Source organism: Lonepinella sp. BR2474, assembly GCF_051851555.1.
Taxonomy (GTDB): Bacteria; Pseudomonadota; Gammaproteobacteria; order Enterobacterales; family Pasteurellaceae; genus Lonepinella.
On record NZ_JBPDVH010000005.1, the window covers coordinates 26458 to 41458 of the forward strand.

Sequence of the window (15001 nt, forward strand, 5' to 3'; positions counted from 1 at the left end):
TCCCCCTTAGTTGGTTAGAACAGCAGGCATCCATTCGTTTTCGTTGGGTGTTGTGATAGGTGTTATGATTTGGGGCTTTACTTTGTTTTGTGTCGGGTAATCTCGCCTTACAATGGCTTTACCGTGAGCATTGATGACAAAGGGTATGCCTTGTTCGTTTAATTTTTCAATAATTGACTTATATCTTTTTCTTCCTGTTAAATGCTCAATTTCTTCGTCAGAAAGAAAATCTGCATAAAGGTTAATTTCCATTTTCTCCCCCTTACTTTTTCCCTTTCTTAAAATACCGTTGTTTTTTCTTTTCGACTTTTGCTTTGAGTTGCAAAATATCTTGAGCTTGGTTTTCAATAATCTTTTGCAAGCCTGATACTTTGTTTTCGTGTTGGATTTTTTGGTTGTGTAGTTTAGCTTGTAGGTCTACTCTTTGTTGCAAAAGTTTGCTACTCCATTCTCTAGAAAGTTCCAATTCATCATTATTTAGGCGGCATTTTCTTTCTAATTGTTGAATTAGGTTAATCAACTGCTGTTTGGTTTTAAACCATTGTTTAATTTTGTTTAGCATTGCATTTCTCCTGTGAGATGATGGGTAATTCCACATAGCTTTGATGTGGGGTAGGTTGGTGTTTTTGGGTTTTAATCCAAGCGAGTAAGTTTTGCCACGCATTATAGAAAAGAGATAAATCTTCATCCTGTTTCCAGTGGTCATAATCCTGTAGAAATTGCTCAATGTCGTTTTGAATAACCTTTCGGGTTCTGCTAGTAAACATTGTCCAGTAGCGTTTGACATCACCAACTCCAGAGAATGACATATGGCCACATCGGGTCATTCGGTAGCGTGTTGTAGCGATTGCCCATTCTTGAAAAACAGAAAGGGGTAAGTTGATTTGTATTTCGTTCATAGGGTTTCCTTTTGATAATAAAAAACCGCACTTTGTTTGAAAAAGTGCGGTGGATTTTAGGGATGAAAAAAGGCTCTGTTGAGCCTTTGTGTTATTCATTATTCCATTTTGTTGCAAGCCATTCAAATTCGCAAAATAGCTTTGGTCTATTCTCTCTTTTTCTTAATGCTTTAACGTATATATCAAGAATTTCCCAATCCTGAATGATAAGTGAACATTTCATTCTCTTGTAAATTTCTTCATCAAATGCCCCTTCTTTAATACCGGAAGCCATAAATTCATAATTATTTAGAATGTCTAAAATAGCGTGGTTTTTGTCTTCGTTATCTAATAATGGATTAGATCCTAAAGCATCAAAGTTTTCTTTTTGACTTTTCATCTGGGCATATAATCGGCGAGATTGAATTAGTCCATTATCTTTTCTATCGGACATTACCGCATCAATTGTGGCACGTTGTCGCCATTGCAGATCGTTACTTGACTGTTGTTTTCTCAAGGCTCTTAATTGAACACCTGCAAAAAGTGCAGATAAGATTATCGCTCCAGTCTGCACCCAAAAACCTAGACTCTCGCCCCAAAATAGGGCGGTGTTTTCAATCATTAGAAATCCCAACCTTCATTTAATACGTATTTCATTTCTTTCTCCTGTTGTAAATATCACTCTTTGTGAACTTTAGCTATCTTAACAAAAAGCCTTTTAGGGTTCAATGAAAATTACTGAAAGTATTAACCGCACCTTTTGAGAAAAGTGCGGTCAATTCTGCTTTAGTTTTGGCGTATAGCGTAATTCTTCACCGGTTTTGGTTTTGGCAACTGGTTAGATAAGCGTACAGCGTTGGCTAAGCCTTTTGGTTTGAATTCTCTCAGTGTTTTTAATGCTCTGAATTTGAATGGGTCATCTACTGGATCTACTTCAAATTCGGCGAGCATGGGTTCTAAGATCCGTTTCATTAAGCCTAGGTTATTCACATATTCGTGGGTGTGCGTATAAGCGGTGACTGCGAAATGTGAGCCAATGGCTTGTAGTGGTTTCTCTAACTCTGCCAGTAGGTCTAGGGTGTTATAGAGTGCGTACCAGTGTCCCACGAACGCCAGCCATTCGCTTTTTGTTAATGACTTGCTGATAAGCGGTTCGGGGTCGGGTAGGGCTAACTGTTGCTGTTGATTTTCATTGCGGTGCATTGCAATGAACGCCCGTAATACGATAAGGTGGAATTTGGGAGAAATCCACATTGCATAGGCAAGTACTAATTCTTCACAAGCATATGAGCCAAGTCCATTTTTTACCACGCAAATTGATGTTAATGGTTGTCCTTCACTTTGCATTTCTGCGATGAGATCTTTTGTTGTATCTAAGCGTAAAAAGAAAGTTGGACGATACTTACTTTCTGCACCCACTAATGGATGTTGATGAAGTTCATTTAATGAATAAAGATTTTCGTACGCACGAATTGGTTTATCAAGAATGATTAAGTTTGACATTTTTTATACCTATTGGATAGAAGTTAATAATCCAATCACCGTAAGTGGGATGATCGGGCTTCACTTACACTGCCAATAGTCAGTTGGAGCTTATTCAGGTGTATTGTATATCGCTCTCTCGACCCGATCATTGAGCTGTGCAGATCTGCACAGGTAGATTTTAGGTATAAAAAAACCGCTAATCTTTCGGGGCGGACAACCGCTATTGGTAAATTGTGTAAGTGCGGTTATCTTACCGAAAGAGCGGTGAGGTGTCAAATGGTTAGCAGAAGTTTTTTAATTCAGCGATATAGTCAAGCTGTTGAGCCACTTCTTGATTTTTGGCTTGGTAGCTTTCAAGTAAGATTTCAACATCTTTTGCTGCATTGGTGAAATGCGTGATTTCGTCTGAGTCTTTGTGACGTAGTCGTAGCATTTCGGATTTTTGATGAATTTGTTCAGCAAGTAACGCTCTTGCTTGGCGTGCTTTGGTAAGTTGTTGTTCTGTTTCTGCTAGTCTGCCTAAGGCTTCGTATTTGTTCATTGGGGATTCCTTGTTTGTAAATAATGGGTTGAAGATAGCGAAAGAGCGGTGGGGTGTCAAATTATTTCATTTTCTCGTGTTCCAGCAATTTATGCGTGGTGGTGACGTGTCCGATTAGGGCGATGACAAAGATTTCTTTTTCGTGTTCGGGCAGATTGCTGTAAAATGTATGCAATAAGCTAATGGCGTGTAATTCGTCCATTGTATCGTCAATGTATTTGGTGAATTTTTGTAAGGGGTTCATAATGATTACCTTTGGGTATAATTGTCCGCATTGCGGTGTGGTAAACGGTGGGTTTGAAGTGCGTTCATTCTATGAAAATAAAAAACACGATAACTTGTCAATATTTTCATTACTTGCCATTTGCAATACTTGTGATGGTAGTATAATTTCTGATATTGCCATTTTTGATAATGGTATCCGTAAAGAGAAAATTGATGGTTTTAGACACCAATTAAATCACAAGGATTACTACTACAATTTATACGAAGTTTACACAGGGAAGATTAAGTTTTTCCCCGACAAGCAAAATAACATCAATATTCCTCAATATTTACCTGACAGCGTAGAAGAAGAATTGATGACAGCAGAGCAGTTATTTGCAGATATTAAGCTGAAACCAAACTATTTAAAACCATCAGGCAATGCGTATCGAACCGTGTTAGAGCGTGCATTATGTGAATTATCAGACAATGACAATCAAGCAAGACTCAATAAACGCATTGAGAAATTATTTGAAGAGGGGAAATTAACCATTGATTTAAAGAATTTTGCATTGCATATCCGTTCACTTAGTGCTGAAGCGTCTCATACTTACAATGAATTTACACAGCAAGAACTGGAAGAACTGCGGTTATTTACTCAGCTGTTTTTGCAATATGTGTTTACGTTGCCTGCGATGATTCCTGATGAATCTAAGCAGGTGAAAGGCTCGTGAGAGCCTTTGTATTACCACGGAATATCATCATCACTAAATTCTTGCCCTTGCGGTGGAGCAGATACCGCTTGGCCGTAAACCTGATTGTAATCCGCATAACCTGTCTGTTGCGGTGGTTGGCGGTTGCGGTCGTCTTTGTCTTTGGTATTGGCGACTAGCCAATCAATCCGCTCTGCCGGTTTATTTTCAAGGTGTTCCGCCAAGGTTTTGCGACTACCCGCTGAAAATGGGCAGAGGATTTGGAAAGCATGCGTATCGGAGCCGTCTTGTTTGGTGCGTAAGACTTTTTGCAAAAACAAGCCAATGCGTTTATCGGTAAGTTCTGGCGCAATATCACTGTCTTTATAGCGTGCAATGGTGAGTTCTTTGACGCCAGTACAACCCATAATGGCTTGAATCATATTCTCCCCATTTGGTAGATTTGAACCGTCACGCTTGGTGTAGTAAATGGAAAGGTAATCCGCTTTCATGCCGTCGTCGGTTTCAAAGGATAATTCAAGGGCTTTGGCACCACCTTGTGAGGTTGTCCATTTTGCTAATAGAATTTTGCCGGTGTATGCGCCTGTTTCATTGATGAATGAAGATTGTCCGGCTTTGATTGCTTGGTTTTGGTTGTAAGTAAAGATTGTAGCCATGGTTTAGTTTCCTTGTAGTGGGGTGTAATCAAAATTGATGAATTGGTTAAGTTCAACCTCATCTTTGGGGTCGCCTAAGCGGTGTTTTACATATTTACCATTCATAATCACAATGGTATTATTGATTTCAACATCAAACATGTCCTCCCCGTTTTTGAGTTTCCATGTCCCCATATGCTTGTCTGCCATTTCGGGGTTAGCGAGGTCTTTTGATGTAAGAATTGCAATTTTTATCATAAGGAGTACCCTATGTATTTTGTCGGTTGGAATAAAGGCGAATTCGAATCTTTTACTGTTGAAACTGAGGAGGTCTTTATTGCAAAAAACCTCTCCGCATTTCATCGAAATTCGCCAGCCGGTTCGGTGTTGTTGGGTATATTTGAAACCAAACAACAGGCAGATGACTTTTGTAATAGTCTAAAACCTATTCGAGATGCAAGGGCTATCTAATCCCCCAGAAGTCACAAATTGCTTTGTCTACTTGGTTTAAGTCGTTATCAATGGAACTGCTTTCAAATAATCCCATTGGACTTTTTACGGTGTCATTGCCGTTGTTTTGGGTGTTGAATGTGTAATTGCCGTCGGTGACATTCGTACGTAAGCAGACGGTCATCATGCCCTCAAGGCTGATTTTTTCATCTAGCATTTTGCCAATCGTTTTGATTTTGGTTCGGCCATATTCATCTGATTGAGTATGCGCCAGAATATAAACCCGTTTATTTGGGGCCAGATTTCCACTTAAATCAAAAACATCCCACGCATTTCTGCCGATATCGGTAAACTTTTCAAAGCCTTTTTCTTTGGAGCGTCGCATAAATTCGTTGGCCATGAGGTATTGAAAATCGTCGATAATAATAATGTCTTTTGCCGTTCGTTTCATTGCCTCACAAATTTTGGCGCTGTTATCCGTGACAAAAATAGAGCCTTGCGGATTATCTTTGGTGGCGGGTTGCCAGTTGCCAGAACGAAACGGCAAGGGCTTAGATATTACCTGAATTAATAAGGTATTTTCAGGTGGCAGATTGCGTAGTGAAGTGGTTTTGCCGGTACCGCTTTCACCGAGGATTAACGTTGCTATGCTCATTTTGCTACTCCTTATCTAATCGTCAACACTTGACTGTCTACCAATACCGCCCCTGGTATTTCCACACCATCTTTTAACGCTTGCTTAATGGCGGTTTTGTTTGGGGTGATTTTAACCGTCACAAAGTCTTCGCTAGTGTTGTTGGCCAAGAATAAATCTTCGTCAATTTCCACCGCACTTTGTGCGCTTTCACGGTAGGCAACCTTGAATAATCCGCAATCGACTTTGTGAATACCTGTCGTTTGTAGATTGTGTTTTAGATAGCCTTTCAAGTTATCTACGCTGTTAGCTTTGGCTTTTTTCATTGCCTGTAAGCGTTTAATTTCTTGGTCGATTGGGTCAATTTCGCTTTCAATGTTTTTCGCAAGGAAGACGATTTGTTGCACTTTGTGGTCGAAGTCATCTTGTACGCTTTGAAGTGCGGTTAAAACATCTTCATTTTCGGTAAATTCTGGATTATCCAAAAGTTCTGCAATGTTCTTGTATTGTTCTGTGAGTTCGTATAGTTTCATGGTTTTTTTCCTCTGTTAAAATATCGGTTAAGCGCTGAATGTCCGTTGGTAAAACGGTATAAACTACGCCAGTTTCGGGGTTTTCCCATAAGGGTTGTTTATCTACATCCAACATAATTAGCCTCTGTCGTAGCAATTTGAGGCCCAGTAATCACAATCACCGTCATAGTCATAATCAGGTTCGTCATAATCTTCGTCCATGGTGAAATAAATACGGTCTTCGTAGTTATCTGGCTCCATGTTATCCCATGCCCATTGGCAAGCATTAAAATTATCTTTCATGCTGTTGCTCCTGTGTTTTTCTGATAATGTCTGCCATGGTTAACACCCAATCAGAATCAAGTGTAACAGTTTTTGCATTGCATCTACGGTCTAACATTAAGCGAGTGTTACCTTGTTTATCCATGAAATAACCCATGATGCCGTAAGGCGTGAAAGGTTTGTTACGGGGTAGTGTTTTTGGTTTGGGCTTTTCTTCTGGTTCAGCTTGTGCCTGAACTTGTGCCGTGGCTTTTTGTTTGGCCTTGCCTTTTTCATCATTCACGCCCAGAGCTAACAACACAACTCGGTGTGATGTCGTCATTAATGGGATTCTGGTTTTATGCTCAAAGTTGTAGCGTTTAATCTCTTTATTGATAGCGTCAATCGCATGTCGCTTTTCATCAAACACTGCTGTTTTGCAGTAAAACTCACCATTAATCACGAGCTTGGCAAGGTATTTACTTTCAGGGGTAATGTATAAATAGGTTTTGAAATCGACTTTCATTATTTCACCTCTCGTATTTCCAATTGTTTCAATGTCACCCAACGTTGGGCCTCTTCGATTTCTGCGTCGGTCATATCCCTTGGGTGGCAATATTCGTTACGCCATATTCCGCCTTTGTCAGCACAACGTTCTTGTGGGGTAGCGTAGTCGCTTTCAGTAGCGTGAGCGGGTTGGCAACTGGAAATAATGGCTATGGAGGCGATAAATAAGAATGCAACAGCAAAGCCGGTTAGAATGTTTTGTAAGTAGGTTTTTAATTGTTTCATAGGTGGTTTTCCTTTAGTGGGTTGATATAGTTCTTCAATCGGCATGTCTAAATCGCCGTAGCGGTTTTGAATGAGTTTGCCGTTGACAATTACCGCACCAAAATCTAGGGCGGTTTCTCGTAATGTTTTGCCAGTGAACAAGGTGGCTTTTTTAACATCTTGTCCTATTTTTGGTATCTCAATAAAATCAAGGTCGTCTATAACTAAAATCGTTTTCATGGGATTGTCCTTGCGTTCGCTTTTCGTACAAATTCCTAAATTCAGGTTAAAACTCACCGCACTTTGATTTTCAAAGCGTAAAGTGCGGTGGTAATTCCTAGTGTTTTGCGTGTCCTAGTAACAACGTTTTTGGGGGTTGTTGTACCTGGGGCATTAGTCGCTCAATTAACGGATGAATTGCCTTGAGTAGTTCGGTGTGGAGCCTTACGTTGAATTGTAGGCTGTTCACTTCACGCCCGACCAGTAAGCCGTTGAGTCGGCGGAGTAGGTGGTGTCCGCTTTCGTGTAGGTTGGTGCTGGATGACCATAACCGCAACAGTAGGGCGAGTTCGTCAGGGGTGAGAACAATGCCTGTTTGTGGGGCTTGGGGTTGGTCTAGCAGGAGTTCGCCGTCTAGCGGTAGGCGTGCGAGTAGGCTTATGGCTTCGAGATATTGGTCATCGTTGATGTCTTTGTAGCTTTTGCCGAAATGGGTTTTGAGTGCTGACCATTGGGTAATGGTGGCTCTCGCTTGTTGGTCTTTCGGTAGGCTTTTGGCTCTGCCCATCACTAACTCTTTGATGTTTTGTTGGTGCTGTTTGGAAAGTGGGGCGATTTTCACCGCGGTTTGTTCGCCACGGTGCATTGCGATGAACGCTCGTAAGACAACAAGGTGGAATTTCGGGGAAATCCAGGTTGCGTAGGCGAGTATTAATTCTTCGCAAGCGTATGTGCTTGGATTTTTACCGCCACGAATGGTTTTGACAGCCATAGTACAGATCTGTACTTTGTCATTTTCAATTTCTGATATTAGATTTTGAGTTTGTTCTAAACGTAAAAATAAGGCTGGTTTATGTTTTTCATCTCCGCCACTGGCTTTATGTAGATCTGTTAATGAATAAAGATTATCTAATTGACGGATTGAGTTATTGAGAATGGCTAATTGAGTAGTCATTTGGGTTTCTCCAGTAGTTTTTCGATAATTTCACCTAATTTCGACATTAGGTGTCGGGGGGTTCGAAAGCCTTCTACTGGATTAGGCTGGACTTATTCCCTTGCGGTGTTGTATTAGTCGCCCCCCCGACATAGTCTGGGTTTCGGATATAAAAAAAGTCGCTTTGGCGACCTGTTCTTTTCCGCCAGTAGATAAAGGTTTCGACACCTTGGGGCGGATTATAGTATGAGTTGGTTTTTAGTGTCAAGGTTTTTATTTGCCTTGTAATTGGCAAATGAGTTCCCACACTAGGCGAAGTTGTTTGACGTTTAATTCATTCAAACTGCCACGAATGACACGTTTGAATGTTTCGTGATTGGCTTCGTTTTCTTGTGCGTCGTGGTCTTCTAACAAGGCATCCGCAATGAGTTTTTCTGCCGCTTGTTCGGACGTGAGTTGGTTTTGTTCTGCGTAGCGGATAAGCCAGTTTTTGTATTGTTTGATGTCAAGAAGCATTGTTTTTCCTTGTGTTTTGGGCGGTTGGTTTGATTTGTAAACTGGTATTTAGAATTTTATTTCTTCACTTACCCAGTTTTTCATAATCCATTGTGCTTGTGTTTGCGGGGCAAAGCCTGAACATAAATTAGGTTCGTTTGTTTCAAAGACCAAGACGGGTCCTGCTGAAATCAAATTCATCAAATCCTGTCTGATTTGATTACGTTCAAGCGTCTTTTGTTCGTCAATAATTAGCCATACATTGCTTATCCAATGCCAGATGTTGGCTTGATGTTGTTGGAAATAATGGGTAATTCGGTCTTTTTCTTTTGCACTTAAATCTTCATTTACGATGATGATATATTTAGCCATTTTGTCCCCCAATAATAACTGGTGTTTCCGTTGGTGTTGGGCGATTTTCTACCATTCCTACGCCGTTGTCGCCGATATGTCCTTTTTCTATTGCCATTTTGTTTAAGGTAAAGGTTTCGGAGCGTAAACAATCAGGATTTTTTAAGGCAAAGTAAATATAAACGCTGATAATAGTAACGATTTCAACGGTGAGAAAGGCGATTAAGCTGTATAGTAAAAGAGGGTTTTCAATCCATATTGCCGTTGTTATTGTGGCGGTAAGGGTTAGGAAGAACAGCCACAACAGGGATACAATGACATTTGATTTTGCATTCATTCCTTCTACATTTTGAAATCTTGCGAAGATTTGATTCATTCTGTTCTCCGTGAATTTTGGGTGTAAAAAAAGCCGTTTGGGACGGCTTGAAATTGGGGGTATTATAGGGCGGAGTGGGGGCGGTGTCAAGCCCCCATATTGAAACTCCCTTGCAGCTTTTCGGCAATAGAGTAGAATAGAAGTGTCAAAATTCATTCACTCAACAAAGGAGTTTCAGTATGTGGGAAGTATTAATCCCGTCTGTTATTTCAATTCTAAAGGAGCATTTTGATAATATTATTATGCGTATTACCACATGGCTTTTGTCGTTTATTCTTTGTTGGCTATATATTCCCATTGATATGCAAGATTATTTAATGGAAAACCCATTGCCAGGGTTACCGCCTTATGTTTTTCTCTACCTGTTCTATTTCGTTGCAGCGACAGCTTTTTGGCAAGGTTTTCTCATATTTTGGGACATCGTTGATGCGATTTTCCATAAATGCGTTAATCGTCAAACTGTTAAGCCACAAACCGATAGGGTTGAAGTTAATCATGAGCAGAATTAATAAACATTGTTTTAGTTTCATTTTTATCTAGTCTCTTAAAAAATCCCCACTTGCGTGGGGTATGTCATTAGTAGTGACGGATGGTGGTATTTTATCTCTTTCCGACCATTGAGATGTTATTCAAAACCGCACTTAAAGCCACCTTTCAATTATTAACTTACCCTTCCTACTAATTTAAATTAAGCAATAAATGCGGTTTTGAATGGGGATTTTTAGGGGAATCCCCAACCCTAGGGTTATCTTCGGCTACTTTCTTGCACCTTATTATGTGCGACCAGATTTCGCCTAAACTTGCTATCGGGCTATGGCTTTCACATAGCACTGTTTGAGCGGTGGGTCTATAGGGTCTTCCACGCTTTGACTAACTCATCACCATCTGGCAATAGCAAGTTTTGATTAAATTGTTAAAGAGCAATCCCTTTCGGGTGGTTAAAAACCTTTATTCAAGCCCTTTGGTAAGGGCTTTGATAAAGATTCTTAGCAGAACGTTAATAAGGGTTCGTTGTCGCCTGTTAAGTTTGCCCAAGTAGCGTTGGCTTCTGCGTGGTCAAATTCAGCTTGTTTTACTCGGTTATCAACCATTGACATAATTTTGATGATGACTTTTTCGGTTAAGTAGTTGTAAGCTGCTTCAATTCTGCAAGTTCCCATTGTTTTGCCTCTTAAGTATGGGGTGTTTTCTGTGCCTAATTCGATGTTCATTTTGTTTTCCTTAGTGGGTGTTTTGTTTTGATGTGTGTATTATCACTCAATGTGATTTAATTGTAAATAACAATTTGTGATATTTTTATTAAAATAATTTCATTTTGTGTTTATTTGGTTGATTTTTAAGGAAATAAAATTTTAAGAAATGTGTTTGATTGCTTGTTTTTTAAACAGATGAATAGCTAAAAGTGGCTAATTGGGGAAAAGTGCGGTGGAAATTTAGGGGAATATTCTTTTATTTAGGGGAATATTCCCCTAATGGTGAGGAAAATGTGATATGAATTATTGGAACGTGATTAAAGCAAATTTGGGGCGATTTGAGAGGTTTTGTTTTGAAGTGATAGGATGAATAGGATTTTTGATTAAATCGGCTGTATGGCGTTTATTCTCGCTAAAATGTGATCAAATTCAATGTTTTACACTTGATCTTATTCTCAGTTTGTCGTAGCATACACAATATCTAGTGGTTATTAATCTTTTCTAGCTACTAGATATAGGAAAACCCTAAGGGCTGCAACCCTTAGGGCCAAATAAACGGTTATCACAATGGAACCTTTCAAAATCTTTTGTGATGACCTTAACCGCAAAAGAGCCATTTCTCGTGGAGCTATTGGTTCTCTTTTGCCTTTCTTGGAAGAGAAAGTTTGAATATTTTACAGATATTTAAGCGTTAAGTAAAGGTGAAAGTTTTGTAAGCTCCTTTCGACGGAGCAATTATAATGGAACATTTTTACTGTTCACATTGTGGTGGTTGCCACGGTGTGATTTTTCGTTGGTCGTATAAGCATCCTAAAACAGGGAGAATTATTCGTGCGAAAAGTCGCCCATTTCCAATCCCTACCTGCTGTTTAAAAAACTAAGTTCAAGCCCTGCATTATGTGGGGCTTTTTTGTTGGCAAAGAAAAACCGCCGTGGGGCGGTTTGGGTTATGCTGCGAGCTTATTCAGCCAAATATTCTGTTTTTGATAAGGCAGTACTTGAGCTTGTGCGTTAAAAAGTAAGACAAGATTGTTAAATTGGTCGCCTACATTGTGGTCGTCAATAATGACAAATTGTTGAGTGTTTTGAGCGTTGCTTGTAGGATCGGTCAAATCAGTCATTTTACCTAATACACTATACGCACTATTCCAGTTTCCTTGGGCCTTTACGCTAACAGTAAAAATTTGTTTATTGGGTTTGTTTGAACCTTGTAGCAGAATAGGGACATTTACAATGTGACCGCTTAGTCCTGTAAATTTATTGTCAAAGGTGAGCTGTTGACTAAAATCATCTTTCTTTTGACGAAATAAGCCTTTCACTTCTTTTTCAAATTTATCTTCAGGCAAGCTAAACCAATCTAGAGCCATGCCACCCGTGATAATTGAGCCTTGGATTACTTTTTGTAACTGTTGAGCAAGCGTAACAGAATTGCTTACACTGTTTATTTCCGCCCGTTGATTGAGTTCAATCCCCCTATATGATAAATTTTGTTTGATATAGTTAAAGCGTTTGGTGGAAATTGAAACACCACGACTTTCTAAGTTCATCAAGGTTTTTGCGTCATCAGTAATTAAAAATTTATCATCGCCTAATTGTTCAATATACACGCCAATAACATCACCATCATCTTGGAAAAATGGCGTATTAATTCTTACCAATCCGCTTGATAACGGTTGGCAATCATAGCCTAAATGCGATAAAACACTATTGCATATCATAAACTTAACTCCATTTGTCCATTATTGCTATAAATTGGGTGGGGGATTTTACCCGTATAAGAGCAATTAAATTGTTCTAAAAAATACTCCGAAAAAAAGAAAAAGTCATCTGTTTTTTCAATCTTTTTTTCTATGGGGTAACCCGTTTCTTGGTTGTATTTTTCGTGTAATAAGTGATAGTGACAGCCTTCAATACGTGTTGGTGGCGTAGGAAAAACATCAATAAATGCGTTGTGGTGAGCGATATTTTGCCCCTGATCTACCGCAAATAATCGTCGGTTTTTATACATTGCCATAAAATTCATTTCAGGGATTAAGCCTGTTCTTCTTGCTGGACGATATTGCCATTGTAATTTTAAATGGGTAATAGGTAGTTGATTTTCATCAAAAACAGGTAACGTCAATTTTAACCAGGCTGGCTCTGGCTGATTAAATTGCTTTTTACTCCATATAGCATGATTGAAATTGACAATCTTTTCTTGTTGCATAATGTCATCAATTTCCCATTGTGGAATGATTAATTCATTAATACTTGCCATATTTTTCCTACCGTTTCCGCCGATAGATCCGATGCTCAACCATAGTTCCCACAATACGAATATCCTGTTTTAACGTGGTGAGTTTGTCGTAATCAGGGTTAAGTGGTACCAGTTCAAAGTGTTGATTGCCGTAGTCGTCAAAGTCTTGTAGTGGACGGTATTTCTTGAATGTAGCGTCATATTCACCATTTTGGGCCACCACAAATTCGCCTGCGTGGGGTTTAACTTTCGGGTCAACGATAATGGTATCACCCTCGATAAAATCAGGTTCCATGCTGTCGCCTTTGATTTTCAAGGCAAAGGCATCACCAGATACATCTAAATCGGTAAGGATATATTCAAAATCTTCGCTGTCTTGCATTAAGTTGACTTCTGTCCACATGCCCGCTTGGACGTAGCTGATTAATGGGACTTTATTTGATCTTAAGATTATAGGAGTAACATTATCAGCGGTAAAAGCCAAATCAGCAGGGCTAATGCCTAACGCTCTGGCAATAATTCTGATGTCATCTAGGCTTGGTTCTCTGGCATTGGTTTCATAATTGGCTATACGAGATTGTCCCCATGCTCGATCACGTCTATCTAGTTCTCCACATTTCTTTGCAAAATCTGCTTGATTTAGCCCAATTTGATTTCTGAATTCTTTGATTTTTTCGCCTAATGTTTTCATTTTGGTTTCTCCATTCAAATTTAGTCGATCATATCACTCATTGTTATATTCATCTAATATCAAAATGTGTTTGATTTGCATCACTTAATGTGATTTAATATAAGGTAATTTAATCACAAAAAGGGTTTTAAATGAGTAATCTTGCTAAAGCAAGGGAAAAAGTTGGTATGACACAGTATCAGCTCGCAGAGATGATCGGACGTAAGCAAAATAGTATTTCATATTATGAGCTAGGTTTACGTACTCCCTCTTTGTTCACTGCTCAACAGATTGTGAAAAAGCTAAATGAGCAAGGTGCAAATGTGTCACTGGAAGATATTTTCCCTGTTGAGAACTAATTTACCGAAAGGCAAACGCAATGGCACGCAATACGTTAACCAGATCCGCAAGGCAACTTGCCGATCCTTTGATGAAGAAATACCGCTCACAAAAGCAAGTGGAGGTGGCAGACCGTATGGATTGCGATCCGTCCACGCTTTGCCGTTTGACGGGTGAGAATGGTGAGAAATTAACAAACGCTTTGAATTTCATTGCGGCCAATGGTTTTGGGTTAGTGGATAAGTCCACGCACATTGCCGTTGAACGTAAGGAATTTGAATTGTTATTACTGGCGTTAAATGGCTTGGATAGCCGTTTGCGTGAGAAGTATTTGGGGGATGAATGAATAATCAAAAACAACTAAAACGCTTTAATCGCCCTGTGCGGATTGATGTGCTGTTGCAACGTTATTGGGAGCGGTTGTTAGAAAAACGCCTAGCAGAATTGAATAAGGAGATTTTTGATGTTTGTTGATAGTTTTTTCATGCCAAATTCTATTGTTGATGAATACATGTCGCAATTATCTGATCAAGAATTAAGAATCGTCACCGTATATTATCGTTATTGTGGCGTTCCTCCTGATGAAGTTCTGGAAGAACTTGGAGTATCAGAAGATATATTTAATAAAGCATTATATGAATGCGGGATTTTATCCGATTCTTACGCAAAAGAATTACTGAAAGATATGATTGATGAATATAGTGATGTCATTAAGCATTTTTGGCGTTATGGTGATGGATATGGTAGTGAGATTCTGGAAGTTATATCAAATGAATTAGATTTAGATACTCGCTATAAACATAGAAATGCCGATAACATAATTAAACCTAAAAAACAAAAAATACCCAATCGTTTAAGAAAACAGGTTTTTGAACGTGATGAATATAGATGTGTTTCTTGCGGTACTCACCTTGATTTAACCTGCGATCATATTCACCCAGAATCTAAAGGTGGAGAAACCACACTAGATAATTTACAAACAATGTGCCGTTCTTGCAATTCACGCAAAGGAACTAAGGTAGAAATACAATGAGATTTTCCACATACATTAATAACCAGAAATGCCTTGAATGGGGCTTAAATGCTAATCAGGGGGCATTATTT

The 15001-nt window shown here is 39.2% G+C and carries 29 protein-coding genes; 7 read left to right on the forward strand and 22 right to left on the reverse strand.

Features of this window, described 5'->3' with window-relative positions; genetic code table 11:
- Positions 1-6: 6 nt before the first annotated feature.
- The 7 genes from ACTG7Q_RS07195 to ACTG7Q_RS07225 form a co-directional block, all read right to left on the reverse strand.
- A complete protein-coding gene (locus ACTG7Q_RS07195) occupies positions 7-252 on the reverse strand; it encodes a DUF4224 domain-containing protein (protein ID WP_439242349.1) in 246 nt (81 codons plus the stop codon).
- 10 nt (positions 253-262) lie between these two features.
- On the reverse strand, positions 263-562 hold the full coding sequence (locus tag ACTG7Q_RS07200) for a hypothetical protein (RefSeq protein ID WP_439242351.1): 300 nt from the start codon (positions 560-562) through the stop codon (positions 263-265).
- Positions 546-899: a hypothetical protein gene (locus ACTG7Q_RS07205; protein ID WP_439242353.1), complete on the reverse strand. Its 354-nt coding sequence runs from the start codon at positions 897-899 to the stop codon at positions 546-548. Before ACTG7Q_RS07205 ends, ACTG7Q_RS07200 begins: the two co-directional genes overlap by 17 nt.
- A gap of 91 nt (positions 900-990) precedes the next feature.
- Positions 991-1500, reverse strand: coding sequence for a DUF4760 domain-containing protein (locus ACTG7Q_RS07210; protein ID WP_439242355.1), 510 nt, complete (start codon positions 1498-1500; stop codon positions 991-993).
- Between the two features lie 164 nt (positions 1501-1664).
- The gene (locus tag ACTG7Q_RS07215) at positions 1665-2381 is read right to left on the reverse strand and encodes a P22AR C-terminal domain-containing protein (RefSeq protein ID WP_439242357.1); all 717 of its coding nucleotides are present in this window, start codon (positions 2379-2381) and stop codon (positions 1665-1667) included.
- 262 nt (positions 2382-2643) lie between these two features.
- Positions 2644-2904: a hypothetical protein gene (locus ACTG7Q_RS07220; protein WP_439242359.1), complete on the reverse strand. Its 261-nt coding sequence runs from the start codon at positions 2902-2904 to the stop codon at positions 2644-2646.
- 61 nt (positions 2905-2965) lie between these two features.
- A complete protein-coding gene (locus tag ACTG7Q_RS07225; protein WP_439242361.1) occupies positions 2966-3148 on the reverse strand; it encodes a hypothetical protein in 183 nt (60 codons plus the stop codon).
- Between the two features lies 1 nt (position 3149).
- Here ACTG7Q_RS07225 and ACTG7Q_RS07230 point away from each other — a divergent pair, with 1 nt between their 5' ends.
- A complete protein-coding gene (locus ACTG7Q_RS07230) occupies positions 3150-3842 on the forward strand; it encodes a DUF4145 domain-containing protein (protein ID WP_439242363.1) in 693 nt (230 codons plus the stop codon).
- An 11-nt stretch (positions 3843-3853) separates the two neighbouring features.
- On the opposite strand, the gene ACTG7Q_RS07235 is transcribed toward ACTG7Q_RS07230, so the two are convergent.
- Together ACTG7Q_RS07235 and ACTG7Q_RS07240 are read right to left on the reverse strand one after the other, a co-directional pair.
- Positions 3854-4477: a hypothetical protein gene (locus tag ACTG7Q_RS07235; RefSeq protein ID WP_439242365.1), complete on the reverse strand. Its 624-nt coding sequence runs from the start codon at positions 4475-4477 to the stop codon at positions 3854-3856.
- A gap of 3 nt (positions 4478-4480) precedes the next feature.
- Entirely contained in the window at positions 4481-4714 is a 234-nt protein-coding gene (locus ACTG7Q_RS07240) for a hypothetical protein (RefSeq protein WP_439242367.1), read from the reverse strand.
- A gap of 12 nt (positions 4715-4726) precedes the next feature.
- Here ACTG7Q_RS07240 and ACTG7Q_RS07245 point away from each other — a divergent pair, with 12 nt between their 5' ends.
- Entirely contained in the window at positions 4727-4927 is a 201-nt protein-coding gene (locus tag ACTG7Q_RS07245; RefSeq protein WP_439242369.1) for a hypothetical protein, read from the forward strand.
- Here the strand turns inward: ACTG7Q_RS07245 and ACTG7Q_RS07250 are convergent.
- From ACTG7Q_RS07250 to ACTG7Q_RS07290, 9 genes are all read right to left on the reverse strand, one after another.
- A complete protein-coding gene (locus ACTG7Q_RS07250; RefSeq protein WP_439242371.1) occupies positions 4920-5561 on the reverse strand; it encodes an ATP-binding protein in 642 nt (213 codons plus the stop codon). The two genes, ACTG7Q_RS07245 and ACTG7Q_RS07250, sit on opposite strands and share 8 nt — an antisense overlap.
- 11 nt (positions 5562-5572) lie before the next feature.
- A complete protein-coding gene (locus ACTG7Q_RS07255; RefSeq protein ID WP_439242373.1) occupies positions 5573-6073 on the reverse strand; it encodes a siphovirus Gp157 family protein in 501 nt (166 codons plus the stop codon).
- Positions 6074-6190: 117 nt separating this feature from the next.
- Positions 6191-6355 carry a hypothetical protein gene (locus ACTG7Q_RS07260; RefSeq protein ID WP_439242375.1) on the reverse strand — a complete coding sequence of 55 codons (165 nt, stop codon included), beginning with the start codon at positions 6353-6355 and terminating at the stop codon, positions 6191-6193.
- Complete coding sequence (locus tag ACTG7Q_RS07265) at positions 6345-6839, reverse strand: hypothetical protein (RefSeq protein WP_439242377.1); 495 nt, start codon at positions 6837-6839, stop codon at positions 6345-6347. The genes ACTG7Q_RS07260 and ACTG7Q_RS07265 overlap by 11 nt, the downstream gene beginning before the upstream one ends.
- Positions 6839-7324 carry a hypothetical protein gene (locus tag ACTG7Q_RS07270; protein ID WP_439242379.1) on the reverse strand — a complete coding sequence of 162 codons (486 nt, stop codon included), beginning with the start codon at positions 7322-7324 and terminating at the stop codon, positions 6839-6841. Before ACTG7Q_RS07270 ends, ACTG7Q_RS07265 begins: the two co-directional genes overlap by 1 nt.
- A 97-nt stretch (positions 7325-7421) precedes the next feature.
- The gene (locus tag ACTG7Q_RS07275; RefSeq protein ID WP_439242381.1) at positions 7422-8258 is read right to left on the reverse strand and encodes a KilA-N domain-containing protein; all 837 of its coding nucleotides are present in this window, start codon (positions 8256-8258) and stop codon (positions 7422-7424) included.
- Between the two features lie 252 nt (positions 8259-8510).
- Positions 8511-8753 (reverse strand): hypothetical protein, encoded by a 243-nt coding sequence (locus ACTG7Q_RS07280; RefSeq protein ID WP_439242383.1) that lies wholly within the window; start codon positions 8751-8753, stop codon positions 8511-8513.
- 48 nt (positions 8754-8801) lie between these two features.
- The gene (locus ACTG7Q_RS07285) at positions 8802-9104 is read right to left on the reverse strand and encodes a hypothetical protein (protein WP_439242385.1); all 303 of its coding nucleotides are present in this window, start codon (positions 9102-9104) and stop codon (positions 8802-8804) included.
- Positions 9097-9459 (reverse strand): hypothetical protein, encoded by a 363-nt coding sequence (locus ACTG7Q_RS07290; RefSeq protein WP_439242387.1) that lies wholly within the window; start codon positions 9457-9459, stop codon positions 9097-9099. Before ACTG7Q_RS07290 ends, ACTG7Q_RS07285 begins: the two co-directional genes overlap by 8 nt.
- A 179-nt stretch (positions 9460-9638) precedes the next feature.
- Between ACTG7Q_RS07290 and ACTG7Q_RS07295 the strand changes: the two genes are divergently transcribed.
- Entirely contained in the window at positions 9639-9968 is a 330-nt protein-coding gene (locus ACTG7Q_RS07295) for a hypothetical protein (protein WP_439242389.1), read from the forward strand.
- Positions 9969-10445: 477 nt separating this feature from the next.
- Here the strand turns inward: ACTG7Q_RS07295 and ACTG7Q_RS07300 are convergent, their stop codons facing one another.
- The 4 genes from ACTG7Q_RS07300 to ACTG7Q_RS07315 all read right to left on the reverse strand — a co-directional run bounded on the left by ACTG7Q_RS07300 (position 10446) and on the right by ACTG7Q_RS07315 (position 13579).
- Complete coding sequence (locus tag ACTG7Q_RS07300; RefSeq protein WP_439242391.1) at positions 10446-10670, reverse strand: hypothetical protein; 225 nt, start codon at positions 10668-10670, stop codon at positions 10446-10448.
- Positions 10671-11599: 929 nt separating this feature from the next.
- Positions 11600-12370 carry a DUF1828 domain-containing protein gene (locus tag ACTG7Q_RS07305; protein ID WP_439242393.1) on the reverse strand — a complete coding sequence of 257 codons (771 nt, stop codon included), beginning with the start codon at positions 12368-12370 and terminating at the stop codon, positions 11600-11602.
- Positions 12367-12909: a hypothetical protein gene (locus ACTG7Q_RS07310; RefSeq protein WP_439242395.1), complete on the reverse strand. Its 543-nt coding sequence runs from the start codon at positions 12907-12909 to the stop codon at positions 12367-12369. The genes ACTG7Q_RS07305 and ACTG7Q_RS07310 overlap by 4 nt, the downstream gene beginning before the upstream one ends.
- 7 nt (positions 12910-12916) lie before the next feature.
- Positions 12917-13579, reverse strand: coding sequence for a LexA family protein (locus tag ACTG7Q_RS07315; RefSeq protein WP_439242397.1), 663 nt, complete (start codon positions 13577-13579; stop codon positions 12917-12919).
- 131 nt (positions 13580-13710) lie between these two features.
- Here ACTG7Q_RS07315 and ACTG7Q_RS07320 point away from each other — a divergent pair, with 131 nt between their 5' ends.
- From ACTG7Q_RS07320 to ACTG7Q_RS07335, 4 genes are read left to right on the forward strand one after another with little or no spacing between them, the layout of a single operon-like run.
- Positions 13711-13917 carry a helix-turn-helix transcriptional regulator gene (locus ACTG7Q_RS07320; RefSeq protein ID WP_439242399.1) on the forward strand — a complete coding sequence of 69 codons (207 nt, stop codon included), beginning with the start codon at positions 13711-13713 and terminating at the stop codon, positions 13915-13917.
- A gap of 20 nt (positions 13918-13937) precedes the next feature.
- A complete protein-coding gene (locus ACTG7Q_RS07325) occupies positions 13938-14243 on the forward strand; it encodes a hypothetical protein (RefSeq protein WP_439242401.1) in 306 nt (101 codons plus the stop codon).
- Complete coding sequence (locus tag ACTG7Q_RS07330; protein ID WP_439242403.1) at positions 14240-14371, forward strand: hypothetical protein; 132 nt, start codon at positions 14240-14242, stop codon at positions 14369-14371. Before ACTG7Q_RS07325 ends, ACTG7Q_RS07330 begins: the two co-directional genes overlap by 4 nt.
- Positions 14361-14930 (forward strand): HNH endonuclease, encoded by a 570-nt coding sequence (locus ACTG7Q_RS07335; protein ID WP_439242405.1) that lies wholly within the window; start codon positions 14361-14363, stop codon positions 14928-14930. Before ACTG7Q_RS07330 ends, ACTG7Q_RS07335 begins: the two co-directional genes overlap by 11 nt.
- The last annotated feature ends 71 nt before the right edge of the window (positions 14931-15001 follow it).